Raw genomic sequence first — 24,612 nt, 5'->3', positions numbered from 1 at the left:
ATTAAAAAACAATAACAATGAAAAAGAAGCTATTGGTTTTCGTATTCAGTATGGTTAGTATTTGGTTTTCTGCTCAGGCTCAGGGAGCTTTTCAGGTAAAAGTAATTGGTAAAGGAAATCCTGTACTGCTTTTCCCAGGTTTTGGCTGCACTGGTGAAATCTTTGAAGAAACCGTAAAAGCTTTGTCGACCAATAATGAATGCCATGTATTCACATTTGCTGGTTTTGGAGGTGTTCCTGCTATTGAAATGCCCTGGTTACCAAATATTAAGGATCAGGTTGTGACCTATGTTAAAAGTAAAAAATTAAATAAGCCTGTAATCATTGGTCATAGCTTGGGTGGAACCTTAGGTTTATGGTTGGCGGCTACCGATCAATCCTTGTTTAAAAAAGTAATTGCTGTGGATGCATTGCCCTGTAATGGTGCAGTGATGATGCCAAATTATGATGCATCCACCATTGTGTATGAAAGTCCATACAGCAAGCAAATGTTGCAGCAGGATACGGCAAGTTTTCGTAAACAGGCGCTGCAACAGGTTGGATTTATGATGTTGAACAAGGAAAAACAGGCCAAAGTGGTAGACATGATGTTGCAGGCAGATCGTAAAACCTATGTATATGGTTATGTTGATTTGCTTAAATTGGATTTAAGAAACGATATTGCCGGCATTCAGCTACCAGTTGTGGTATTGGCCGCCACTCATCCCAATAAAGCCATGGTTGAAAAAACATATAACGAACAATATGCAAAATTGGGCAATAAAGTCATTCATTATGCAGATAAAGCAGCTCATTTTGTAATGTATGATCAGCCAGAATGGTATATCAATAAAATCAAAGAAAATATTCAGTAAAGTGGCCGATCAGCAATTGTTTACACGCATTTATGAAGAGCATTATGCCGCTATTTTCCGTCTGTGTATAGGGTATTTCAGTGGAGAAGAAAGCCTGGCTGCGGATGCCACTCAGGAAGTGTTCATGAAAGTTTGGCAACACCTGTCTAAATTCCGTGCCGAAGCAAAAATCAGTACCTGGCTCTATCGAATTGCCGTGAATACCTGTCTTACATATTTGCGTAAAGCTTCTGTGAAAAAAGAAATTAAAACCGATCAGTTACCCGAAATGGCGGCCGAAGCTTACAATCCTGTGATGGAAGAACGCCTTAAGAAAATGTATGGCTGCATTCAGCAGCTGGATGAAACGGGTAAGGTCATTATACTGATGGTTTTAGAGGGATTGGAATACAGCGCCATTGCAGAAGTAGTAGGCTTGAGAGAAGAAACCCTCCGTGTTCGCATTCACCGTATTAAACAACAACTATCAAACTGTGTACAGATATGAAACCATTTACCAACTTAGAACAAGCCTGGCAACAACAGTCTGGTATAGGGGCTCAACGTCCAATGCCGGAACAACTGATGCAGTTGTCCGAAGAACAAGCAAAACAGGTGAAAGCTAAATTTCGCTGGACGATTGGCCTGCTGTCACTAACCGTATTTATCCTTATCGCTTACTTTGCAACATACACTGGCTTTAGCTTTACAACCTTTTCTATTGGCTTATTGCTAATGATTGGCTCGCTTGCCATCCGTATTGTTCTGGAGTGGATCAATACACTTCAGTTTCAGCAATTAGATCGATTGGTAGATTTTAGCACTTTTCTGCAACAGTCCACCGCTTTTTATAGCAAACGGAGAATATTGCACCTGGTAATCACTCCCTTGCTTTATGCTACTTATATAATTGGTTTTGTACTATTGCTTCCTGTATTTAAACAGGAATTTTCCAACGGGGTTTATCTTTATTTTGTCTTCTCAGGTTTCGGTAGCCTTGGGGTACTTGCCTGGTTCATTTACAAGGCCAATCGCAAAGAGTTGTCTGTTCTTGCTAAATTGCAGCGGGGAGAGACACTTCAGTAACTATCATAAAGCAAAAATGGAAATCGTAATTATATCGTTGACGGCATTTCTTGTGGCCATCCTGACATTCTTTTCAGGATTTGGTTTAGGGACGATTCTTACACCCGTATTTATGATTTTCTTCCCTGTAGACTTAGCCATTGCTCTTACAGGGGTTGTCCATTTTTTTAATAATATCTTCAAATTAGTGTTGGTTGGACGAGCAGCAGACAGGCAAGTGGTATTGCGTTTTGGAATTCCTGCAGTGTTGGCTGCTTTACTAGGGTCCTGGTTGTTGCTGAACATCACTAATTGGCAACCGCTTTTTACATATCAACTATTTGGAAAAACTTTTCAGGTGTTCCCGGTAAAGTTTATCATTTCTGTTTTGCTCATTCTCTTTGCAAGCATCGATTTAATTCCTTATTTCAGCAATCTGCAATTCGGCAAGGATAAACTTCCGGTCGGTGGTGCATTAAGTGGATTTTTCGGGGGGCTTTCCGGCAACCAGGGAGCGTTGCGAAGTGCCTTTCTAATTAAAGCAGGTCTCTCTAAAGAAGCATTTGTAGCAACAGCAGTAGTGGTTTCTACTTTTGTGGACTTTACCAGATTAAGTGTTTACGCTACCAGGTTTAACAGTGCGGGTCTTACGGATAACCTGAATCTGGTGGTCTTTGCTACTTTTTCAGCTATTATCGGTGCTTATATTGGCAACAAACTTTTAAAGAAAGTAACTCTTAAGTTTTTACAGGTAACAGTGGCTATTATGTTGATTTTAATTTCCCTTGCTTTGGGGGCGGGTTTTATTTAATTGGGAATATAAGAATGGGCTGTGCGGCCCATAGGCAGAAATCTTTTATTAAATACTTTCGGCGAAGAATCAAATCGTTTTTTCTTCACGTTAAGATTAGTAAATGAAACAAATAATTGCGGCCATTTTATTGTTTACGCTGCTTGCAACAACCTCTTGCAAAAAAGAAACCAATAACACCGGTAATCCCTCAAATCCTTATGAACCAATTAATGTTTTACAGGCCAATGCTGCTTTCGAACATATATGGGACACCACTATGTTAATGCAGACATTCGGAAAATATGGGATGAGTGATATGACTATAGAAAACGATCACCTGTTTCATTTTGTATACATTCAAAATGCCATTGGGGGTGTAAATGGCTATGAGAGTTTTTATCGAAATACTGTTGATCTTAATAGTAAAAAAGTGATTCCCTTGCCAAAAGGTGCCAAACAATTTCCTGATTTTAAAAATTTTGTGTCTGGAAGTGGTGATATGCGTCAGCAATTACAGGTACACGCTTTTCGGCCCTATACCAACCAATATATAATGGCACTGATGACCTATGCTGGCCCTAGAGGGAGTACCTATCTGCATGTGTCTGGAGATGCCGGATATAACGGACTTGGAGGTGTAGTTGGTCAAGGTCATCTGGGAGAGTTTGAAGGGTATTTTATGGAGATGGGGTATCGCAATCTGAGTATTTATCTTTATCCCAATATGGTTTATTCATTTGTTGGTTTAAACCCCAATCCTAATCCTTATCTCTTATCGGGGTTAAACTTGCTCTGGGGGGGCTTTAATACTATTGGTTCATATATGTTTAACAATGGCAATAATATTCGTCCCTTGTTTACGGAAGCAGAACGAGGAAAGAGTACTTTGTTTGCTACTACCAGAGACAATAATTTGATTGTTGCAGAATATGTTCCTACCGATTTGCCCGTACCTGTCTTTAAAGAAACCCCTGCTACAGTGGTCGCTTCCGTTCCCTATATTCCATATTATCCCAGTTTTACCGGTACTGCGAAAACATATCGTCATTACAGCAAAGACGGTAAGCAAATGGGACTTTTTGTGTATCATCCAGACACAAAAAAATACTTTTCGTTTGTATACAATTTCCAGACTAAAGAACTCCGGAAAGTATTGGATGGAGCCAGTCTTTTGTATGGTAGTGAAACGGATAGTGATATTGCCTTTGATGAGCATGGAAACATGTATTATACAGGATATGCCAACAATGGGGCTAATAAACAAGGCATTTCTATTTATAAAATTTCTAATGGTAGTCAAACCCTGGTGGGGAGTGATAATTTTCTAAAGTTCGGAGAAGTGATTAAAATCAAATACCTGTCAGGTATTATATATCTAGCCGTACAAGGAAGGAAAGCAGGTACTCAAGTGCAACAACTTTCCATTTTAAAGCAAAAGTAAATTTGCGTTAAGCGGGTTCAACAAAAAGTTAATAAATTAATATTTTTTATTATTTTACTAGCCATTCCAAATCAATTTTTTTGAGATATGAGATTATTCCAATCCGTTTTAGCATTATTACTTTTATTCAGCAACATAATAGTTGCGCAAAGTTCCAAACCAACCAAAATTCTTATTAATAATGTTGAAATTTTCAACGGAAAGGATGCCAAGACCATCAAAGGAAATGTATTGATTGAGAATAATATTATTACAAAGATTTCTACCGAAGGGATTGTAACTGACCGAAGTGGGTTCACCCAGATAATTGACGGAAAGGGTAAATTTCTTATGCCTGGCATGATTGATGCACATGTCCATTTATTATTTGAAAGCATTCCGCAAATGCAGGCGATGATGAGCGATTTTGCAATGCTTAATTTAATAGCGGCTAAAGCCGCAGAGAAGCAGTTATTAAGAGGATTCACTACCGTAAGAGATTTAGGAGGTGGATCTTTGACCTTGGCCAAAGCGATTGATATGGGGTTAGCTTCTGGTCCAAGAGTTTATTCAAGTGGTGCATTTATTTCACAGACAGGTGGCCACGGAGATTTTGGTTTGCCAACCGATGTGCCACGTAAAATAGGAGAGCTTTCCTATCCGGAAAGAAATGGGATGGTGGCAGTTGCAGATGGGGCCGATAATGTTTTGATGCGTACAAGAGAGCAATTACGTCAGGGTGCAACACAAATTAAATTGATGGCAGGCGGAGGAGTGTCTTCCAATTATGATCCTTTGGATGTTACACAGTATACAGAAGCTGAATTTAAAGCAGCGGTATCTGCCGCTGAAAATTGGGGAACTTATGTAACAGTTCACGCTTATACACCTGATGCTATTAAGACTGCAATAAAAGCGGGAGTAAAGTGCATTGATCACGGTCAATTGGCTGATGAAGAAACGGCAAAATTAATGGCAGAAAAAGGAATCTGGTGGAGCTTACAGCCTTTTATCGATAACGGAGAATCCAGATTTCCTGAAGGGAGCCCTAATCGCTTGAAACAAGATGAAATGCGTCAGGGAACGGAGATTGCTTATACATTTGCTAAAAAGTATAATATTAAAACCGCATGGGGGACGGATATTTTATTTGATGCCAAAGAGGCAACAAAGCAAGGTTCGAAACTTTCTGCATTAACTCGTTGGTACACACCGTATGAAATTTTGAAAATGGCAACCTCTTCCAATGCAGAATTGTTAAGAATGAGTGGTAAAAGAGACCCGTATCAAAAAGGCAAGTTGGGTGAAATTTCAGTGGGAGCTTATGCTGATTTAATTTTAGTGAATGGCAGCCCATTAGAAAATATTAAGTTGGTCGAGAACCCGGATGCAAATTTTATGCTGATCATGAAAGACGGGGTGGTGTATAAAAATATTTTGAATTAGTAATATCACTTACAGTTTAGCTTGATGTGGAAGCCTATTTTATACATTCTGGCAATTATTATTTTTTCTGCCTTATTGGTTGTTTATGCTCATGATATTGAGCAGGGAATAGCTATTGGTCCATCCAGCACACAGCCTGGAAAACAAGACCTGCTAATACTTTTTGCAAAGGCTTTTGGTTTTAAAGGGAGTATTGCCATAGCAATTCTGGCAACGGGTGGGAGTATTTATTATAGTATTACTCAATACCGGAAAATCAAAAAATAGCTTTATTTAATAGGAATATCTTTTTTAAGGCTTATCCGTATAGGAACAAGTCCAACGATTGTCAGGATTTGAAGGGAAAACTAAAAAGAATCGGTTAGATGTGTCAATTTTTTCTGCTTTGCCGCCATCAAAATAACCACCCTTAAATTGAAGATTCCCTTTTTCATCAACAGTGAATTTGCCGGTACTAGGTTTTTCAAATCCTAAATACGTGTAACTGCCATTTTTATTTATAATAAAAGACCCCTTGGGTGAGTACTGGTAAAATCCATTAATGTATTTGGTGGCTGTACATCCATACTTGCCAAATTTCAAGTTGGGTTCTTTGTTCTGTGCCTGAAGAGAAATAGTCAATAGAGTAAACCCAATAGTTACAGCTAAAAAACGGAATTGATTTCTCATGGGTAAATGGATTTGATAATAAAAACAGGTTGTGGTTAACGTTTATAAAATAAATGATTATCTTTTCCTTGCTTGAAAAAGAAACTCATCATATTAGGTGCTGGTTTTGCCGGACTAGAACTTGCCAAAAAGGTAGATAAAAAGTATTTTGATATTACCTTAATTGACAAGCTGAATCATCACCAGTTTCAGCCCTTATTTTATCAGGTAGCTACTTCGCAAATTGAACCCTCCAGCATTTCCTTTCCCTTGCGCTTCGTATTCAAGGGTAATTCAAACATTCAGATAAGGTTGGCGGAAGTAACTAAGCTGTATCCTGAAGATAATAAAATTGCTACAACAATTGGCGACTTTCATTATGATTATCTGGTGATTGCTACAGGGTGCACTACCAATTTTTTCAACAATACTTCTATTGAACAAAATGCGTTTACGCTCAAGTCTACTTATGATGCCATTGCTATTAGAAATCATATCATAACAGTATTTGAAAGCATTCTTAGCGCAGATGCAGAGAGTAGGAAAGCCTTGCTCAATCTGGTCATCGTAGGTGCAGGGCCAACTGGTGTAGAGTTGGCCGGCGCTTTCGCTGAAATAAAAAAATTCGTCTTGCCGAAAGACTATCCGGGTATTGACTTTTCTAAATTCAGTATTTATTTAATTGAAGGAAGTAACAGAACTTTGGGCGCTATGAGCACCAAAGCCAGTGAGGCATCTGGTGAATATTTAACTCAATTGGGTGTTCAATTGATAACAGAAACTTTTGTAAAATCATATGATGGAACAATGGTAACGCTGTCTAATGGGAAGATTATTCCCGCATCAACATTAATCTGGGCGGCGGGCATCAAAGGAAATTATATTGAAGGGCTAGATGAAAAAGTATGGATTGCCAATTCCAGAATACAGGTAAACAGACAAAATAAAATACTCGGATACACTAATATTTATGCAATTGGTGATATATCCTTAATGACTACTCCCAATTATCCCAAGGGGCACCCTCAGGTAGCAAATGTTGCCATCAATCAGGCAAAATTGTTGAGCCGGAATCTTAGAAACGAATACCAGAATAGGCCTTTAATTGAATATGAATACAAAGATTTAGGTGCCATGGCTACCATTGGCCGAAACAAAGCAGTGGTAGATTTGCCATTCATTCAATTCAAAGGATATATGGCATGGCTGGTTTGGATGTTTCTGCATTTGATGTTAATTCTAACGGTTAGGAACAAACTAATTATCTTTATTAACTGGGCCTGGTCATACCTGACCAAAAACAGTTCACTCAGGCTTATTCTGAAACCCAATAAATAGAAGCCGCTCCTGTATTATGTATTGACATTCTCCCATTTGAATTGTACATTTAAGTTCAATACCCCACTTTGCCATGCAAAAACTACAATTCAAATAACAAATCCATGCACCTGCACAAAAAGTGTACGAAACGATGCTGGGCTTGAAAGATATTTCCACCTATCAGGGATGGACCTCTGTTTTTAATCCAACTTCTACTTTTGAAGGTAACTGGGAAAAGGGAAGTAAGATTTATTTTGTAGGGGTTGATGAAAACGGAAAGCGAGGTGGGATGGTTTCGGAAATCAGGGAACACCTTCCGGCGGAATTTGTTTCTATACGACACTATGGATTTATAGACGGTGATAAAGAAGTGACATCTGGCGAGCTGGTTGAAAAGTGGGCTGGCGGCCATGAAAATTATTCCTTTCATGAAATAGAAAGTGTTACCACAGTAACGGTTGATATTGACGTTATTGATGAATACCTGGATTATTTCAACAATCATTATCCAAAGGCATTAGCGAAGTTGAAAGAAATAATTGAATAACCCTCCCTCATGAACAAACAACAATATCATGGCACAAATAAACCCTTACATCCATTTTAATGGAAATGCAGAAGAAGCTTTTGAGTTTTACCGTTCCGCTTTTGGAGGTGAGTTTGCAATGGTTATGCGCTTCAAGGATATGGAATTTGAAGGAAGCATAGCCAAAGAAACTGAAGCTAACAAAATTATGCATATTGCACTACCTGTTGGTAAGAACAATATTTTAATGGGAAGTGATACCCCGGAAGCATTGGGCGTTCACAATTTAAACGAAACCAGAAGTAAAATTTCTATTGGGGCCGAATCAAAGGAAGAAGCAGATCACTTGTTTAATAGCCTTTCCACTGGTGGACAAATTGAAATGCCCATTGGGGATAGCCCCTGGGGTTCTTACTTTGGTATGTTCAGGGATAAATTTGGAATTGAGTGGATGGTGGATTTTGATCCCCGTTACAAAGGCAATTCTTTATAACTATGTCCAACATCAATTTAATCATAGAAGAACGAGCAGCTGATATAGGTAAATTCCTGGTAGGCAGATTGCTTCCCTTTCGTCAGAAGCGAATGGTTGGCCCCTTTATTTACATTGACCATATGGGCCCTGTAAAATTAAATGAGCGTAATAATTTTGATGTATTACCTCATCCACATATTGGACTTTCTACGCTTACATTCTTATTTGAAGGCAGCATCATGCACCGTGATTCAATTGGCACGGAGGTTGAAATAAAGCCTGGTGCGGTTAACTGGATGACAGCAGGTAGAGGAATCGTGCACAGTGAGCGAACCCCAGCCTATATAAGGCATTCTGAAAAGAATATGCATGGCTTGCAAATCTGGGTAGCGCTTCCTAAAGAGCTGGAGCAAATGGAACCATCGTTTTATCATATTCCTGAAAGCGGAATTCCCTGTTGGGAAACGGATGGTATTCAGTATAAGCTAATAGCTGGTGAAGCTTTTAATAGAAAATCGGGGGTGCCTGTATACAGTCCAATGTATATGATCGAAATTAAAAGCTCACAAAAACAGGAGCTGATCATTGGCAAACATTTATATGGAGAGTCTGGTTTGTATATACTGGAAGGGGCTATTGAAAGTGATGGCAATATCTATGGGCCCAGGCAAATGCTAGTTACGAAGGACAGTCAATTATGCACTTTTACAATAGAAGCCAATAGCACTATTTATATTTTTGGAGGAGAGCCTTTTCCTGAAGAAAGATTCATCGACTGGAACTTTGTTGCAACCAGCCGGGAACTGATAGCTGAAGCAAAACAAAAATGGAAAGATCAGTTATTTGAAAAAGTAAAGGGTGATGAAACCGAATTTGTACCCTATCCAACCTTACCTAAAAAGTAAAAATTGTCATCATTATGACTAATTCCCAAAACAAAGTAGTCTGGATTACCGGAGCATCTTCTGGTATAGGTAAAGCAATGGCATTTGAATGGGTAGCACAAGGATTTAAAGTGGTTTTATCTGCAAGACGCAAAGAATTGCTGGAAGCCGTTGCTCAGGAAATTCGTCAAAAGGGCGGAGAAGCCCTCGTAGTTCCGGTAGATATTATGGATGAAAAATCAATTGAAGAAGCTGTTGCATCTATTATAGAACAATGGGGCAGAATGGATATTGCAGTTGCTAATGCGGGCTTTGGTGTATTTGGAAGTATTGAACAATTAACTGCAGCCGATTGGAGCAGGCAATTACAAGGGAATGTTACGGGATTGGCTTTAACAGTTAAATATGCACTACCTCATTTAAAGAAAACACAAGGTAGAATCGGATTGGTGGGTAGCGTAGGAGCGTTTCTTCCCAATCCTCATATAGGTGCTTACGGTGCGTCTAAAGCAGCGGTAAATTCTATTGGTCTTACTCTGCAATTGGAATTAATGGGAACAGGGGTGAGTTGTACTGTTTTACATCCGGGGTTCGTAGTATCTGAAATTGCACGTGTTGACAATGAAGGCGTCTGGCATCCGGATCGGCCCGATCCGCGTCCCTCTAATTTAATGTGGCCAACCAATAAAGCCGCCAAAGTAATGGTATGGGCTATTCTGAAGCGAAAGCGCAATTATGTTTTCACAACCCATGGCAGAATTATTGTTGGTTTGCAACGCTGGTTCCCTGGTTTAACAAGGAAAATACTGGCTAAAGGACCCAAGCCCGATGCAGTATAATTTCAATTCAAAAGTCATTTATCATGCATGACGATTTTATTCATAGCGCCAAACATCAGTTTGAATATTACAAACAATTAACGGAGAAAATTTTTGATAGACTCTCCGATGAACAATTGAATTGGAAGTACAATGAAGAAAGCAATTCCATTGCCACGATTGTGTGGCATGTGGTTGGCAATATGCTATGTGATGCTAATTGGGAGTCTTTGTCAATTCCCAGGAAAAAGAATAAGATTTAAAACAATAGCATTTAGAGCATGATATATACTCGTATAGTTATTCTGATTAGTCTGTTATTTTATCCTGATGTTCATGCTCAGGATTCCAGTAATAAAATCCCATTAATCAGCATTCAATATGCTGATAGTTAAAATTATGATCTTGGTAATAAAACCTACACGGTTTTTTTTATGAACAATACAAAACAGCAGATTCAGTTTGAACTAACTAAATCTGAAATTCAGAATATAAATGAAAAGTGGGAGATGCTTAATTTAACCCGCTACTTGTCAGATACCAGTTTGCCGAATCATCTTGTAATAAAAGATGAATGTCCGGGTATCCCCATATTAATGACAGTCGTGCAATTTCAATTCGGCCATAAAACCATAACGGTTGAAATAGACGAGTACTGTAAAACCTACCATAAAGTGAATGGAATCAATCCGTCTGATTTGCTGGCTTTTATTGAGACTGCCACTAAAACCATTCAAGCTAAACCAAGAGTGAAAGCTGCACCTAAATCGAATATTTTTTATGAATAATGCCTATTTTAAAGTTTCATTTGTACAAATACAGCCAAATAACTCAGTATGAACTCAAATACCAATACCCGCAAACCTCTGATTGGAATTATCTTAGGCTGCATCTTAGTAATAACTTTTGTTGTTGGCATTGTGTATGCATATCAAAAAAATGATAACCAGAATATTTTAATGCGTGGATGGTTATTGCTTTTCTCAATCATTTATACCTACGGTAATTTTTCTAATTACCGTAAAACCAAACAATCGGGTCAAAGTTGATCTATTCAATTTCGTTTATGAAAAACCATTTGCTTTTCTTTCTACTGATTATAGCTACGCGAATAGTGGCACAGTACCCAACTGCCAATTATCCTGTTTATGGCGGTAACGACTTAGGCTTGACTTATACCCCTAAGGCTTCTACTTTTAAGATTTGGGCTCCAACTGCTTCAGCGGTCCGAATCAATTTTTATAAATCGGATTCAGGCGGCAACTCTTATCGCACAGCAGCACTGGAAAAAAAATTGAACGGCGTTTGGCAAATCACCGTCGCCGAAAACATCAAAGACCATTATTATACTTTTCAGGTAAACATGAATGGAGTCTGGAGTGCAGAAGTCCTTGATCCCTATGCCAAAGCCTGTGGTACCAATGGATTGCGTGCACAGGTGGTTAATTTAAAAGAAACCAACCCGGTAGGTTGGGCAAAGGATCAATCCCCCCGGTTCTCTGCTAAAAATGCACAGACCGATGCCATTATTTATGAATTACATGTGCGAGATGCCAGCATTCATCCGAATAGTGGCATCAAAAACAAAGGCAAGTTTCTGGGGCTGGCAGAAACCGGAACAAAAAATGCTGCAGGTTTATCAACCGGACTTTCACATATTAAAGAATTGGGCGTAACCCATATTCATTTGTTGCCCTTTTATGATTACAACAGTGTTGACGAAACAAAGAACAACCAATACAACTGGGGATATGATCCCGTTAATTATAATATTCCGGAAGGTTCTTATGGTACCAGTGCTTCGGATGGTAAGCAACGTATTAAAGAATTAAAGCATACCATTCAAACGATTCACCAGAATGGACTAAGGGTTATTATGGATGTAGTGTACAATCATACGGCTTTAACCCAACAATCCAATTTTAATGTCTTTGTTCCTGACTATTATTACCGCAAACGACCCGACGGAAGTTTTTCGGATGCCAGTGCCTGTGGCAATGAAACAGCCAGTGATAGAGCCATGTTTCGAAAATTTATGCTTGAAAGTGTATTGTATTGGGTAAAGGAATACCATGTGGATGGTTTTCGATTTGACCTTATGGGTATTCACGATATTGAAACTATGAATCTGATTGCAGATACCTTAAGAAAGTTAAAACCTTCTATTGTTTTATATGGAGAAGGTTGGACAGCGGGGGGATCGCCACTGCCCGACAGTTTAAAAGCCTTGAAGCAAAATGCAGCCAGGCTGAATGGCGTAGCAGTTTTTAGCGACGATATGCGAGATGGTATCAAAGGCAGTGTATTTAATATTGACGACCGGGGTTTTGCAACGGGAAAATTAACCAATACAGAATCTGTAAAATTCGGGGTAGTAGCTGCTGGTCAGCATCCGCAAATCAATTACAGTCTGGTGAATTATTCCAAAGGACCCTATACTTCTGGTCCTGCAGGATTAATAAATTATGCTGATTGCCACGACAATCATATTCTATGGGATAAAATAGCCCTTTCTTATAAAGAAGCAACAGCACAACAAAGGGTAAAAATGCACGAATTGGCCTATGCGATAGTATTGACTGCACAGGGTACTCCTTTTTTAACGGCAGGTTCCGAGTTTTTAAGAACCAAATATGGGGTTGAGAATTCATTTAATAGCGGAGATAGTATTAATGCCATTAACTGGAATCTTAAGACCAGGAACTACGCAAGCTATCAATACATTCAGTCTTTGATTCAATTGAGAAAAGCGCATCCTGCATTCAGAATGACTTCTGCTCAGCAAATTGCACAGCACCTGGTATTTCAGGAATATTTGCCTGAAGGGGTTATTGGCTATACAATGAACGGTGCAGCCGTGGGGGATAGCTGGAAAAAAATCTGGGTGGGTTACAATGGGAATTTAACTGCCAAAACAATTGAACTGCCTGCAGGTGAGTGGAAAATTGCCTCAATGCGCAATATGTCTTCCCTGAAAGGAAATCAACTGTTACTGGATGGCAGTTCTGCCGTAATCTTTTTTCAATAAAACTATTTGTATTTTACAAGATGCATTACCAGGATCCCTTTGTTTATTATCTTAATATTTCAGCAGCCATTATCTTGTTTTTACTGGCATTACCTACGCTGTTGAATAAAAGAGAAGTGTTTAAAGTAAGATTGGCTTACTTCATGATATTCTTTTCAGTTATTGCCACTTTTTTTATTAATCTGTTTATTTTTTATCCGGAAAATGAAAAACTGGTTCCAGTTATCTTTTTTACTTTTTTTATACCTCATTTGTTTGCTCCCCTTGTATACTATTATGTAAAAAACTTATTGGGATATAACGTAACAAAAGGGATATACCTGAGTCAGATTCCTTCCTTGTTATCCTTTTTATTTGGTATTTATTATGTTTTTTCAGGTGCGTACGATAATGCTGTTGTGATTAAGCAGATTAATCAGGGGAATTTTCTGGTTTTTAATATAATCAACCTTTTTACCTTAATCAACACATTGATTTATTGTACAAAAGCCTGGTTGTTTGCCAGCAAACTTCAGTTAGATTCCGGCGACCCTTTTTATCATCAAACCCGGATTAAAAAAGCCTGGGCAAAAGAATTTGTTGCTTTAATATTTATTAATGTATTGCTTTTTTTATTGATCCTGATTATATCCCATAGCTTTTTTGATATTTCTCAAATTTCCTTGGATTTAATTGTGATGCCTGTGTTCATGATTTTTGTTTATGGATTGGTAGCGGTTAGGAGTGCCATGATGTACAAGGAATTTGAACACCAGTTTGTGTTGTCTAGAATCGGGATTCAAAAAACGATGCAAGAGCAGCGACTTTCCATTGCCAGAGATCTGCACGATAGTCTTGGCGCACACCTCACTTTAATTTCTTCTGTTTCCGATCAGCTTAAAGCATCTGCTTCTGGTTTGGAGGAGGACAAAAAGATAAGGATAGATTCGCTTTCTGAGTATACAGACAATGCATTATTGGAACTCAGGAACGCACTGTGGATGCTTCATACGGATGAAATTCAACTGTCTGATTTCAGAAATAAGGTATTGAATTTTATAAACGCAGCCGGGGAAGCTAAAGACTTGATCCGTTTTCATTTTGATTGCCGTTACAACAACAACGAAGTGATTGATTCTAATATTGCCGTTAATGTTTTCCGGGTAATACAGGAACTAACTAATAATGCAATAAAATATGCAGAAGCTACTGATATCTGGATTGATATTGTGTGCAATGACAAATGTATGGACCTATTGGTAAAAGACAATGGAAAGGGTTTTGATGATGGTTCCGAAGGGAATGAATCCTATGGTATTGCAGGTGTAAAACAGAGAATTCAAAATTTGAATGGTACTTATACAATGATTTCTAATAAAGGGGAGGGGACTTCCTTTCAAATACAGGTAGCATGGAAATAATTAAATTAGCTATTGTAGAAGATAATATGTCGGCTCAAAGAGCTTTAAAGGAGAAACTGAATGATTTCCCTGATATTGGTATTCAATTCGTTGCTGCTAATGGTTTAGAAATGCTTCAGCTGCTTCAGTCAGATGCTTCTGTTAATATGATATTGATGGACATTCAAATGCCAGTCATGAATGGAATTGAAGCAACACGACTGATAAAAAAAGAGTATCCCCATATTAAGATTGTGATGATTACCATTTACGATGATGATGATTCTATTTTCAATGCCATTAAAGCAGGAGCAGATAGTTATATTCTAAAAGAGACCAAGGCTGATAAGGTTTACGAAACAATTATTGATACCATGAACGGGGGAGCAGTCATGTCGCCTTCTATTGCAGCAAAAGCCTTGCGGGTACTTAAAGAATACAACAATGCGGTGCCCGCAAATCAGTTGAAACCGCAAGAAGATGTGCTTTCTTTGAGGGAAAAAGAAATTTTAGAGAATTTAAGTACCGGGCTTACGAACAAGCAGATTGCTGAAATTTTGTATATCTCTTCTTTTACGGTTAAAAGACATATTGAAAATATTTATAGAAAATTGCAGGCTCAAAACCGGACCGAGTTATTGTCGAAGGCCAAAAACAAGGGATGGATTTAAAGGATATTGGCTTTAATTTCCCTGTTTTGCTGTTTGAAATCCATATAGGCTTTAATCAATAGGAATGGAAATCCAGCCCAGGCTGTATTGCCAATAAATAAGGTGGCACCCCCTAATATAATGGAGATATGCATCACCATCATTCTCCCCTTGAACGGATCGTTGCTGATGATAAGTTTTTGGGTGGCAGACTTTTTGTGTAACCAGTCATTCATTACCAATCCTACCAGGTTTATCATGAAAAAAACATCTTTGAACAAAAAGATTTCAAGATTTTTTTTGATGCGCAGATTGCTCCCCCAATCACTGACCAAGCCAAAAAATATAACGATGAATACAAAGTACACGAATAACAAAAAAAGTCTGGCCCAAAACGGATTGGTTGAAATTTCCGGATAGGCTTGCCGGTTTTTTGCATAATAAATCCCTTCAATGGCCGATGCTAATAGCTCTTGCCACCAATACAGGTAAATCAGGTAAAATATGGTACTGTCGCCTATTAATAAACTATAGCCGGGCAATAAGACAGCAAAGAAAAAATTGACTGCCGAATAAAGGGAAAAGGTTGACTTTTTGATAGTTGCAAAATACAATTTTCAGTCTTATGAAAAATGGGCTGAACAGCCCATTGTCCGACGTTTTTTAATGAAGGTATTTTGCCAGAATATTAAATGTTTACAAATGAAATACAATTATCTAAAAGCTTGCCTGATTTCTTTTGGCTTTTTTATTTTTTTAGGTGCATGTACAAAAAGCAACAGTGGCACGTCCAACAATATCAATGCAGAAACCAGTCCGTTTTCAGCTAAAATTGATAACCAGGCATTTCCAAAAGCGGCATTAGAATATACAATGGTAAAGTATATTAGTTCTACCAAGATGTTACAGGTTGTTGGCCAGCCTGCCGACAGGAAAGAGACAATTGTATTGACATTAATGCCCTTTAGTGGTAAAGTTCTTACTGCGGCAGATTGGAAACCGGGTACTTATGATTTTGATCCTGTACATGTTTCCAATAAGGAATACCTGGCAAGTGCCGAATACAATAAATGGAATGGCAATGGTTATGATCAATGGTTTACCAGTTGGGATCATGTAAAGAATGGTAAAATCATTATTGAGTCTAATACAGGCACTAAAATTAAAGGGAGTTTCTATTTTGATGCAGTTCTGAAAAAGTCAGATGGGACCTTCAATGCAACGAGCATAAGAAAAATAACAGATGGTGTGTTTGAATTAGATATAAAATAATATTAAATGATTCGCAAAGGGGTGTGTTGATTTGTTAATTATCGGTATATTCAATCCATTAACAATGGAAGAATACTGTTTATGACACTCATTGCTATTTTCTTTCCCGCGCTTTCCTTTTTTCTGAGAGGGAGGATATTTACAGCCTTTATCTGTTTTATTCTTCAGATTACTTTAATAGGATGGATACCTGCGGCAATCTGGGCTGTTATCTCTTTGCAGAATGCCAGAGCGGATAAACGTAATGAGAAATTGATTAAAGCAATGAAGTCTAAATAGTACGATTATTAAAATTAAATACATGTTTTTCATTAACCAAAAGCTGATAAGCTGCTTTGCTTTGATTCTTTTTTTAGCGGGTCAGTCCTTTTCGTCAAACGCACAGTCTAATCAAAAGCTGCATATTGAACAGCTGAAGGGTGATTTTTACGTGTACACAACTTACAATACTTATCAGGATAGTAAAGTAAGGGCAAACGGTGTTTACCTGGTTACCAAAAAAGGAGTAGTGCTATTTGATACGCCCTGGGATACTACTCAGTTTCAGCCCTTGCTCGATAGTATTTATAAAAGACATCAAAAGAAAGTATTGATGGCATTGGCTACCCATTGGCATAGCGATAAAACAGCTGGATTGGAATATTATCGCAAAGCTGGTATTGCAACCTACACAACTGCACTTACTGATTTGTTGAGTAAAAAGAACAATGCTAAAAGAGCAGAATTTCTAATGCAGAAAGACACCAGTTTTACCATTGATCAATACAAATTCGAACTTTATTATCCCGGCGAAGGGCATACACAGGATAATATAGTTATCTGGTTTCCCAAAGAAAGGATTTTACTGGGAGGCTGTTTAATCAAAGGGGCGAAGGATGATAACCTGGGATTTCTCGGGGACGGGAATACACAGGAATATGCAAATACACTTCTTAAAGTTCAAAAGAAATATCCCAATCCTAATTTTATCATTACTACCCATAGTGACTGGCGGGATATTAATTCTTTAAGCAATTCTATCAGGATGGCGAAGGAACTGAATGTAGAAAAAGCATTGCGTCATGTGGTTTTATTTGGATGGAAAGCAAATTCCAATAAGGATTCCGTTGCGGCGGCCATCAGGGCATTTGAGGCTTTACCCGGGCAAATTAATTTGATTAAAAAGTTTGAATGGGGGGTAAACAATAGTCCGGAAAATCTGAATCAGGGTTTAACGCATTGCTTTTTGTTGACATTCTCCAGTGAGAAAGACAGAGATGCGTATTTAATTCATCCTATACATCAGGCGTTCACAAAATTATTGCCGAATATTTTAGATAAAGTAACGGTTGTAGACTATTGGGTTAAATAACTTTACAAGAATGAATAAACGCCAATTACAATACCATACCATTGATGAATACCATCAATGTTTTGATGCGGCCATTCAGAAAAAATTGCAGCAACTCAGAATGGCAATTCAAAAAGCGGCTCCTCAGGCTACTGAAGGAATCAGTTATGGTATGCCTGCCTTTAAATTAAAAAAGCCGCTGGCTTATTATGCGGTGAATAAAAATCATATTGGCTTTTATCCAACTCCCAACCCCATTCTGCATTTTGCCAAAGAACTGGCTTCCTATAAAACGTCAAAAGGTGCCGTTCAGTTTCCCTTAGATCAGCCACTTCCTCTTTCATTGATTACAGAGATGGTGCTGTTCAGAGCAAATGAAATATTATAAAACACCCTGTGCTTTCATCCATACTTGTAACACTTTAAACCAGTCGGTAGCTTCTTCTTTGTTATATAGTCCAAAACCATGTCCGCCTTTATCCATCAGTAATAATTCAGCAGGAATTTTCTGGGCATCCAATGCAGCTTTCATTTGTAAACTGTTTTCTACGGGAACGGTTGTATCGTCCTTGGCATGAAAAAGAAAAGTAGGAGGGCTAAACCTGCTTACCTGCAGATGCGAAGAGAATTGATCCCTGCTTGCCTTAGTAGCCTCTTTTCCTAGTAGTTTAATTCTGGAACCCTCATGACCAATGCCGTCCTCCATGCTGATAACGGGGTAACCCAGGATGGCGAAATTAGGTCTGGCGGTGGTGCGTGATCCCTGGTCATTCAGGTTGAGTTGATATTGGGTGGCCAAAGTACTGGCCAGATGACCGCCTGCAGAAAATCCAATAATTCCAATTTTATCGGGATGGATTCCATATTCTGTGGCATGGTCTCGGATCCATTTCATGGCAGCTTGTGCATCAATAAATGGCACCCACTCTTTATTAAACATGCAGGTGTCGTTGGGCAATCTGTATTTTAACACGAAAGCGGTAACCCCGATTGAATTGAAAGCTTTGGCCACATCATGACCTTCGTGATTGGCTGCTAAAATAGTATATCCACCTCCCGGTAAAATTAAAACCGCAGTTTGGTTGGTATTCAATTCAGGGGCTTTATAAATGGTAAGGGTAGGGTTGTTAACTTTTGTGTACACTTCCTGTCCCCATTGATTTATCTGTGTTTTATTTTCCAGACTGCATTCTTTTGATTTGGGTATTTTCCCTTTGTATAATGGTATTTCATTTTGTGCCCAGGTACTTGTCATAAAGAATGAAAATAGTATCGTAAATGCTTGTTTCATCTGTTTAATATTCAACTGAAGTTAAATATAATCAGTAAATTACTGGGTATCAAACGCACAAAATGAGAAAGCCAATTTGCACATCCCTTTTACTATTGTTTATTCCATTCTGTCTTTGGGCCGATCATTATCCCATTAATAAAAATATCGATGTACTTCATTATTCATTTGAGCTGATTTTATCGGACAGTACCAATGAAATAAAGGGTAAGACGCAAGTGAAAGTTCGTTTTGATAAAGAAGGTATTGCACAATTCCGTTTGGACCTTGCTAACGCAACCGCTCAGCGACAAGACAAGGGAATGAAAGTGGATGCTATCTATATTGGCAATAATGCACTGCAGTTCAATCACCTTAATGATGAACTTAACATTCAGCTTGCCAAGCCAACATCAAAAGGCGATGAATTGGTTTTTACTATTCAGTACCATGGAGTTCCTTTCGACGGATTCAGAATAGGTGCCACTAAATTTGGTGACCGTAGTTTCTTTAATGAAAACTGGCCCAACAGAACCCGGCACTGGTTGCCCACTATTGATCATCCTTATGATAAAGCCACTTCTGAATTTATTGTTACTGCACCTGCTAAATATAAAGTAGTGTCCAATGGTTTGTTGCTCGAAGAATCCGATTTAGGAAACAATAAAAGATTAACGCACTGGAAACAATCGGTGCCAGTTTCCAGCTGGTTATTTGTGTTGGGAGTGGCAGAATTTGCAGTTCAATATGTGGATCAGTTCGAAGGTAAGTCTATTCAAACCTGGGTCTATTCAAAAAACAGAGAAGCAGGTTTTTATGATTTTGCCGAACCTACCAAACAAGTGCTTGAGTTTTATACAAAATACGTGGGACCTTTTGCCTATGAAAAGCTGGCTAATATTCAAACTCCCAGTGTGAATGGTGGAATGGAAACCTCATCTGCCATTTTTTACGGAGAGGATTTGGTGAATGGGAAACGGGATGAACGAACCAGAAATGTGGTAATACACGAAATTGCCCATCAGTGGTTTGGTAATGCGGTAACTGAAACCACCTGGGACGATGCCTGGTTAAGTGAAGGTTTTGCAACGTATTTTACTTTACTTTTTATTGAACATGCTTATGGTAAGGACGAATTTCAGAAAGGATTACAGAAGGCAAAGAAGACGGTATTGGATATATCACCCAAATGGCCTAAATATAGTATTGTGGCGGACAGAACTGCCGAAAAAGAACCCGTAACCAATAATTTAACCTATCAGAAAGGAGCCTGGATCTTGCATATGCTAAGGATGCTGATAGGTGACGCCGCTTTTCAAAAAGGAATTCAGTCTTATTATAAAAAGTATTACAACGCAAATGCAACAACCCAACTTTTTAGAATTGAAATGGAAAAAGCATCTGGTAAAAATCTGGAACCCTTTTTTAAGCAATGGTTGTATCAGCCCACAAACCCTGTTATTCAGGCTGGCTGGCAGTATGATGCCAATCAAAAGAAATTGAAAGTTGTATTGAGTCAAACCCAATCGGGCGATATCATTTTTGACCTTCCTTTAGAGATTGCTTATTACACAAAAGATAATGCAAAAGCCAACATACTGAAAGTAACATTCAACAAACAACAACAGACTTTCGAATTTGATATAAAGACGCCGGTTGAAAAGTTGGTGGTTGATCCTAACAATCGTTTATTGGGTATCGTAAATGATAAACAATAGTCTTACCGTCAACTTCTATTTTTCAAATTCAATAATATGCTCTGATGCATAGGAGTCGTCTTCCGGTTTAATTCTTTTTACAAAAAATCTGGAGCGTTTTCCCAGACGAGTAGAAGTGTTTTTTTCTCTGATGTCTTCTTCTGTATCGAGTGGTTGTAAAGAAGGATACCATAGAATATATCCAGGTTTCTGAAATAACAATTCAGGCTTAGTCCATTGCTGACTATTGTTGCCAATACCCAGGTCTTTATTTGGATTGAAGGAAATGTAAATTTTGTCGCCAATCCAGGATTTGCCTTCCACTCTTCCCATCAGCATAACCCAGCAATTTAAATAAGTGTTCCAGCTAACAGAAGGTCCCCAGTGAAATCCACCTGTTGGGGAGGAAGCTGGACCCCCCTTTTCAGACAACGGTATTTGTAAAGATGGTACAGGCTTCCCAAAACTATTATGTGCAATCGTGAATCCTTTGCCATCCCAGCGTTTGGCTTTGCCTACCGGATTGTCTAAATCTTTTAAAGCAATTCTTGCTATGCTGATGCATTGTCCTGCTGCTTCCACTGAAGGGTTGTATGTGGAGGGATTATACACGCCGGGATATCCATACTCTCCGTAAAACACATAGAGGTATTCGCCACTGGCAACAGCGGAAGGGTCGCCTACCCCTCCGGCAAATGTGTTGGAAGTATTGTGCGGTTTTAAAATCATTCTTGAGTCCAGATCCTCTAGAATAATGCCTTTGTTTTCCCATGATTTTCCACCATCCAACGATTTCATGATTCCGATTCTGCAGACTGCTGCCGGACTTTCCGGCCCTGTTAATCCCTGCGGCCAAAGTTTACTGTTTGTATAACCTTCTTTGGTCTTAGGATTATAGGGCAATGTGATGGGATAGTTTTCATTGTGATACAATGCATACAAGGTTTTTCCAGTAGCATCTTTTTTGTCTTGATAAACCGTCTCGAACCAAACAGCGCCATGCAATCCTTTTTTGCCAATCGGAACATTGGGTGGCATTTTGGGATTGATAAATTTCTCAGCAGGATTTTGGAAAACCACATTCGCATTCGGGCCATCTGAATATTTTAAATCTTTCGCATAGCCCCAAAGCGGGTCTTCTCCGTATTTGCCGGGAAATATCCGGAAAGTATCACCTACCCATACTTCCGCCATATTGCAATCCACAAAGGAATTGAATATTACTTTGGGGGCGGGTATGAGTTTGAATTTCGGTTTTGGCGCGGTATCAATCATGCCCGCCCATAGTGTTATTGCAAATAATAGATGCATAAGTACAAGTTGAAATATTTTATATTTATCATATGAACCTTGTGAAATTAGAACCCAGGCCTACGATTTCCGGCTCCATTAAATTACAAAAAAGCTTTCAACAACTGGAAAGCCTTTTAGGAGCCATTGAGCAACATGCTATTGCAGATAACACTGCAGCTGACATTTCTAAGGAAATAACAGCAGTAAATGCTATCTCTGATTCTAATAGCGACAGTTTGCTACAGTCTATCAAAAAAGCACAAACCGCGATTCTGAAATTGCTTGAAAAAGAAGAAAAGATTGTTCCTGTAAACCATTACAGAAAACTTTGGATGATAATGGGTATGTCTACTTTTGGTTTGCCTATCGGAGTAGCTTTTGGTTTATCTATGGGTAATATGGGTATGCTTGGAATTGGCCTGCCAATTGGCATTGCTGTTGGAATTGGCGTTGGTTCCAGCTTGGATAACAAGGCTAAATTAGCTGGCCGTCAGCTTGCATTTGAAGTAAAATCATAGTTTTTTTTGAAAAAAGTATCTGCTAGATAAATTTTCTATTAACTTTGTTAACCAAATGGTTAAACTATATGGTTATATCTGAAATAAATACAGAAACAATCATTTTAAATGCTGCAGAAAAACTCTTTTCAATAAAAGGAAAAGATGGTACAACCATGCAGGAAATAGCAGATGAAGCTGGTATTAATAAGGCTTTACTTCATTATTATTTCCGCAATAAAGACAAGCTCTTTGAACAGGTTTTTACGGCTGCGGTACAACAATTTACTCCGGTGCTCAAAACAATCATTGCAGACCAAAACTCACTTTTTGAAAAAATTGAAAAAATTTGTTCTGCATATATACAAATGATTATTCAGCATCCATATGTTCCTGTGTTTGTGCTGAGTGAAGTGAATAAGCAGCCCGAGCAAATGATTCAAAAAATGTTTAATGGGGAGTTGCCAGATTTTCCTGCACTGGCAAAACAAATACAAAAGGAAGTTGCGGCGGGTATGATAAAGCCAGTTGATCCCCGACAATTAATATTGAACATCATTAGTTTGTGTGTTTTTCCTGCATTATTTAAGCCCATTTTTATAATGAGTACCAAAACATCTAAAAGGGAATTCACTCAGTTGATGCAGGAGCGGGTCCAGTTTGTTCCAAAATTTATTATTGATTCTATCAAAAAATAATTACTATGCGATTTTTTATTTTTTACTTGGACTCTGCGGATCATTTTCTCTTACTGCGCAGACTTATACATTGCCCATGATTGAGTCTTTGGCAATGCAAAATTACCCTTTGATAAAGCAGTCTGCCTTGCTTAATCAAACAGCACAACTCTCTGTTGAGAACATTAGAAAAGCTTTGTATCCACAGATAACGCTTAATGGTCAGGCTACTTATCAATCTGATGTAACCAGTATTTCAGTTCCAATTCCTGGATTTACGCCTTCGCTGCTCTCTAAAGACCAATACAGGGCAACTGTAGATATTCAACAAAATATTTATGACGGTGGTGTACAGAAGTCAATGAATCAGGTAGTGCAAACTGGAAATGCCATGGCATTGATTAAAAATGAAGTTGATCTATATAAAGTAAAGGAAAGAGTGACTCAATTGTATTGCGGCATCTTGTATACCGATGCTGTTATTGGTCAGATTGTTTATATCAATCAGGATTTAAATAATGCACTTAATAAAGTAGAGGCTTTGCATAAAAATGGACTGGTATTCAAAAACAATGTTTTGCAGATAAAGGCCCAGCTTTTAAAGAATCAGCAAAAACTAACGGAAGCCCAGGCAGCTAAGAAAAATATTATGGATGGTCTGGCTATTTTGATCAATAAAAACTTTGAAACTGGAGCGGTATTCGAAACACCAGATACCTTGGTGCAAACAAAAGTGATTAAAGTTACGGAAAGACCAGAGTTTAAATGGTATGATGCCCAGAAAAACAATATTTTGGCGCAGCAATCTATGATAGATGCAAAGACGCAGCCTAAATTGGGAGCTTTTCTTCAAACCGGCTATGGCAGACCTGGTTTGAACATGCTTAAAAATGATTTTGCCTTATTTGGTATCGGCGGTATAAGACTGCAATGGTCTCTCGGGAGCTTTTATACAGCAAAAAAAGAAAAACCATTCTAAAAAATCAAGCCCAGATGATTGAAAATGAGAAGGAAGTTTATGCATTAAACAACCAGATTCAATTACAACAACAGCTGGATGAAATTGAAAAGCTAACGAAATTAATTCAGTCTGATCAGGAATTGATTGAGCTGAGAGAGCAAATTAAACAAACCAGCCTGGTACAACTCAATAATGGGGTAATTACGGCGAATGATTATTTAAAAGAGTTGAATGAATTAGACCAGGCACGTCAATTACTTGTGCAACATCAAGTACAAGTGGTACAATCCAAATTACAATATCAATTATTAAAAGGTAAAAGCAATTAGC

General features: G+C 38.3%; 30 protein-coding genes. 26 read left to right on the top strand and 4 right to left on the bottom strand.

Annotated features, from left to right (window positions below; translation table 11 throughout):
- The first annotated feature begins 17 nt into the window (after positions 1 to 17).
- The 7 genes from F777_RS0113365 to F777_RS0113335 all read left to right on the top strand — a co-directional run bounded on the left by F777_RS0113365 (position 18) and on the right by F777_RS0113335 (position 5,824).
- The gene (locus F777_RS0113365; RefSeq protein ID WP_026752485.1) at positions 18 to 854 is read left to right on the top strand and encodes an alpha/beta fold hydrolase; all 837 of its coding nucleotides are present in this window, start codon (positions 18 to 20) and stop codon (positions 852 to 854) included.
- Complete coding sequence (locus tag F777_RS0113360; protein WP_051408618.1) at positions 805 to 1,341, top strand: RNA polymerase sigma factor; 537 nt, start codon at positions 805 to 807, stop codon at positions 1,339 to 1,341. Before F777_RS0113365 ends, F777_RS0113360 begins: the two co-directional genes overlap by 50 nt.
- Positions 1,338 to 1,919, top strand: coding sequence for a hypothetical protein (locus tag F777_RS0113355; RefSeq protein WP_026752483.1), 582 nt, complete (start codon positions 1,338 to 1,340; stop codon positions 1,917 to 1,919). The genes F777_RS0113360 and F777_RS0113355 overlap by 4 nt, the downstream gene beginning before the upstream one ends.
- 16 nt (positions 1,920 to 1,935) lie before the next feature.
- On the top strand, positions 1,936 to 2,709 hold the full coding sequence (locus F777_RS0113350; protein ID WP_026752482.1) for a sulfite exporter TauE/SafE family protein: 774 nt from the start codon (positions 1,936 to 1,938) through the stop codon (positions 2,707 to 2,709).
- A 103-nt stretch (positions 2,710 to 2,812) separates the two neighbouring features.
- The gene (locus F777_RS0113345; protein WP_026752481.1) at positions 2,813 to 4,132 is read left to right on the top strand and encodes a hypothetical protein; all 1,320 of its coding nucleotides are present in this window, start codon (positions 2,813 to 2,815) and stop codon (positions 4,130 to 4,132) included.
- Between the two features lie 87 nt (positions 4,133 to 4,219).
- Positions 4,220 to 5,557: a metal-dependent hydrolase family protein gene (locus tag F777_RS0113340; protein ID WP_026752480.1), complete on the top strand. Its 1,338-nt coding sequence runs from the start codon at positions 4,220 to 4,222 to the stop codon at positions 5,555 to 5,557.
- A 24-nt stretch (positions 5,558 to 5,581) separates the two neighbouring features.
- Positions 5,582 to 5,824, top strand: coding sequence for a hypothetical protein (locus tag F777_RS0113335; protein ID WP_026752479.1), 243 nt, complete (start codon positions 5,582 to 5,584; stop codon positions 5,822 to 5,824).
- Between the two features lie 24 nt (positions 5,825 to 5,848).
- On the opposite strand, the gene F777_RS0113330 is transcribed toward F777_RS0113335, so the two are convergent.
- Positions 5,849 to 6,226, bottom strand: coding sequence for a hypothetical protein (locus tag F777_RS0113330; RefSeq protein ID WP_026752478.1), 378 nt, complete (start codon positions 6,224 to 6,226; stop codon positions 5,849 to 5,851).
- A gap of 72 nt (positions 6,227 to 6,298) precedes the next feature.
- On the opposite strand from F777_RS0113330, the gene F777_RS0113325 reads away from it, so the two are divergent.
- The 10 genes from F777_RS0113325 to F777_RS0113275 all read left to right on the top strand — a co-directional run bounded on the left by F777_RS0113325 (position 6,299) and on the right by F777_RS0113275 (position 15,306).
- Positions 6,299 to 7,543 carry an NAD(P)/FAD-dependent oxidoreductase gene (locus tag F777_RS0113325; RefSeq protein WP_026752477.1) on the top strand — a complete coding sequence of 415 codons (1,245 nt, stop codon included), beginning with the start codon at positions 6,299 to 6,301 and terminating at the stop codon, positions 7,541 to 7,543.
- Between the two features lie 142 nt (positions 7,544 to 7,685).
- A complete protein-coding gene (locus F777_RS16795) occupies positions 7,686 to 8,072 on the top strand; it encodes an SRPBCC domain-containing protein (RefSeq protein WP_201767612.1) in 387 nt (128 codons plus the stop codon).
- A gap of 28 nt (positions 8,073 to 8,100) precedes the next feature.
- Positions 8,101 to 8,544, top strand: a complete 444-nt coding sequence (locus F777_RS0113315) for a VOC family protein (protein WP_026752476.1) — start codon at positions 8,101 to 8,103, stop codon at positions 8,542 to 8,544.
- A 2-nt stretch (positions 8,545 to 8,546) separates the two neighbouring features.
- Positions 8,547 to 9,431, top strand: a complete 885-nt coding sequence (locus F777_RS0113310; protein ID WP_026752475.1) for a pirin family protein — start codon at positions 8,547 to 8,549, stop codon at positions 9,429 to 9,431.
- 14 nt (positions 9,432 to 9,445) lie between these two features.
- Positions 9,446 to 10,249, top strand: coding sequence for an SDR family NAD(P)-dependent oxidoreductase (locus F777_RS0113305; protein WP_026752474.1), 804 nt, complete (start codon positions 9,446 to 9,448; stop codon positions 10,247 to 10,249).
- 23 nt (positions 10,250 to 10,272) lie between these two features.
- Positions 10,273 to 10,491 carry a DUF1572 family protein gene (locus F777_RS0113300; protein WP_026752473.1) on the top strand — a complete coding sequence of 73 codons (219 nt, stop codon included), beginning with the start codon at positions 10,273 to 10,275 and terminating at the stop codon, positions 10,489 to 10,491.
- A gap of 171 nt (positions 10,492 to 10,662) precedes the next feature.
- On the top strand, positions 10,663 to 11,016 hold the full coding sequence (locus tag F777_RS0113295) for a hypothetical protein (RefSeq protein ID WP_026752472.1): 354 nt from the start codon (positions 10,663 to 10,665) through the stop codon (positions 11,014 to 11,016).
- Positions 11,017 to 11,294: 278 nt separating this feature from the next.
- A complete protein-coding gene (gene pulA, locus F777_RS0113285) occupies positions 11,295 to 13,256 on the top strand; it encodes a type I pullulanase (protein ID WP_037369505.1) in 1,962 nt (653 codons plus the stop codon).
- A 20-nt stretch (positions 13,257 to 13,276) separates the two neighbouring features.
- Positions 13,277 to 14,656: a sensor histidine kinase gene (locus F777_RS0113280; RefSeq protein ID WP_026752469.1), complete on the top strand. Its 1,380-nt coding sequence runs from the start codon at positions 13,277 to 13,279 to the stop codon at positions 14,654 to 14,656.
- Positions 14,647 to 15,306: a response regulator transcription factor gene (locus tag F777_RS0113275; protein ID WP_026752468.1), complete on the top strand. Its 660-nt coding sequence runs from the start codon at positions 14,647 to 14,649 to the stop codon at positions 15,304 to 15,306. The genes F777_RS0113280 and F777_RS0113275 overlap by 10 nt, the downstream gene beginning before the upstream one ends.
- Here the strand turns inward: F777_RS0113275 and F777_RS0113270 are convergent.
- A complete protein-coding gene (locus tag F777_RS0113270; protein ID WP_026752467.1) occupies positions 15,303 to 15,899 on the bottom strand; it encodes a DUF6498-containing protein in 597 nt (198 codons plus the stop codon). The two genes, F777_RS0113275 and F777_RS0113270, sit on opposite strands and share 4 nt — an antisense overlap.
- Before the next feature lie 88 nt (positions 15,900 to 15,987).
- Here F777_RS0113270 and F777_RS0113265 point away from each other — a divergent pair, with 88 nt between their 5' ends.
- The 4 genes from F777_RS0113265 to F777_RS0113250 all read left to right on the top strand — a co-directional run bounded on the left by F777_RS0113265 (position 15,988) and on the right by F777_RS0113250 (position 18,275).
- Positions 15,988 to 16,557 carry a DUF6252 domain-containing protein gene (locus tag F777_RS0113265; protein WP_152530924.1) on the top strand — a complete coding sequence of 190 codons (570 nt, stop codon included), beginning with the start codon at positions 15,988 to 15,990 and terminating at the stop codon, positions 16,555 to 16,557.
- Positions 16,558 to 16,638: 81 nt separating this feature from the next.
- Positions 16,639 to 16,836 carry a YqaE/Pmp3 family membrane protein gene (locus tag F777_RS0113260; protein WP_026752465.1) on the top strand — a complete coding sequence of 66 codons (198 nt, stop codon included), beginning with the start codon at positions 16,639 to 16,641 and terminating at the stop codon, positions 16,834 to 16,836.
- A 22-nt stretch (positions 16,837 to 16,858) separates the two neighbouring features.
- Positions 16,859 to 17,908, top strand: a complete 1,050-nt coding sequence (bla, locus tag F777_RS17680; RefSeq protein ID WP_071790326.1) for a BlaB/IND/MUS family subclass B1 metallo-beta-lactamase — start codon at positions 16,859 to 16,861, stop codon at positions 17,906 to 17,908.
- 10 nt (positions 17,909 to 17,918) lie between these two features.
- A complete protein-coding gene (locus tag F777_RS0113250) occupies positions 17,919 to 18,275 on the top strand; it encodes an iron chaperone (RefSeq protein ID WP_026752464.1) in 357 nt (118 codons plus the stop codon).
- Here the strand turns inward: F777_RS0113250 and F777_RS0113245 are convergent.
- A complete protein-coding gene (locus F777_RS0113245; protein ID WP_026752463.1) occupies positions 18,270 to 19,178 on the bottom strand; it encodes an alpha/beta hydrolase in 909 nt (302 codons plus the stop codon). The genes F777_RS0113250 and F777_RS0113245 overlap by 6 nt on opposite strands.
- 62 nt (positions 19,179 to 19,240) lie before the next feature.
- Here F777_RS0113245 and F777_RS16785 point away from each other — a divergent pair, with 62 nt between their 5' ends.
- Entirely contained in the window at positions 19,241 to 20,875 is a 1,635-nt protein-coding gene (locus tag F777_RS16785; protein WP_037369503.1) for a M1 family metallopeptidase, read from the top strand.
- Positions 20,876 to 20,890: 15 nt separating this feature from the next.
- Here F777_RS16785 and F777_RS0113235 read toward each other — a convergent pair whose 3' ends face one another.
- Positions 20,891 to 22,165, bottom strand: a complete 1,275-nt coding sequence (locus tag F777_RS0113235; RefSeq protein ID WP_037369501.1) for a hypothetical protein — start codon at positions 22,163 to 22,165, stop codon at positions 20,891 to 20,893.
- Positions 22,166 to 22,197: 32 nt separating this feature from the next.
- Here F777_RS0113235 and F777_RS0113230 point away from each other — a divergent pair, with 32 nt between their 5' ends.
- The 4 genes from F777_RS0113230 to F777_RS17435 all read left to right on the top strand — a co-directional run bounded on the left by F777_RS0113230 (position 22,198) and on the right by F777_RS17435 (position 24,611).
- Positions 22,198 to 22,665 carry a hypothetical protein gene (locus F777_RS0113230; protein WP_026752461.1) on the top strand — a complete coding sequence of 156 codons (468 nt, stop codon included), beginning with the start codon at positions 22,198 to 22,200 and terminating at the stop codon, positions 22,663 to 22,665.
- Between the two features lie 68 nt (positions 22,666 to 22,733).
- Positions 22,734 to 23,342 (top strand): TetR/AcrR family transcriptional regulator, encoded by a 609-nt coding sequence (locus F777_RS0113225; protein WP_026752460.1) that lies wholly within the window; start codon positions 22,734 to 22,736, stop codon positions 23,340 to 23,342.
- Entirely contained in the window at positions 23,323 to 24,300 is a 978-nt protein-coding gene (locus tag F777_RS16780; RefSeq protein ID WP_051408615.1) for a TolC family protein, read from the top strand. Before F777_RS0113225 ends, F777_RS16780 begins: the two co-directional genes overlap by 20 nt.
- 14 nt (positions 24,301 to 24,314) lie before the next feature.
- Positions 24,315 to 24,611, top strand: a complete 297-nt coding sequence (locus F777_RS17435) for a TolC family protein (protein ID WP_161631520.1) — start codon at positions 24,315 to 24,317, stop codon at positions 24,609 to 24,611.
- Position 24,612: the final 1 nt, after the last annotated feature.

Source organism: Sediminibacterium sp. C3, assembly GCF_000508085.1.
GTDB lineage: Bacteria > Bacteroidota > Bacteroidia > Chitinophagales > Chitinophagaceae > Sediminibacterium.
Note: the sequence above shows the minus strand (reverse complement) of the source record. Positions and strands in the feature narration are given on the sequence as shown.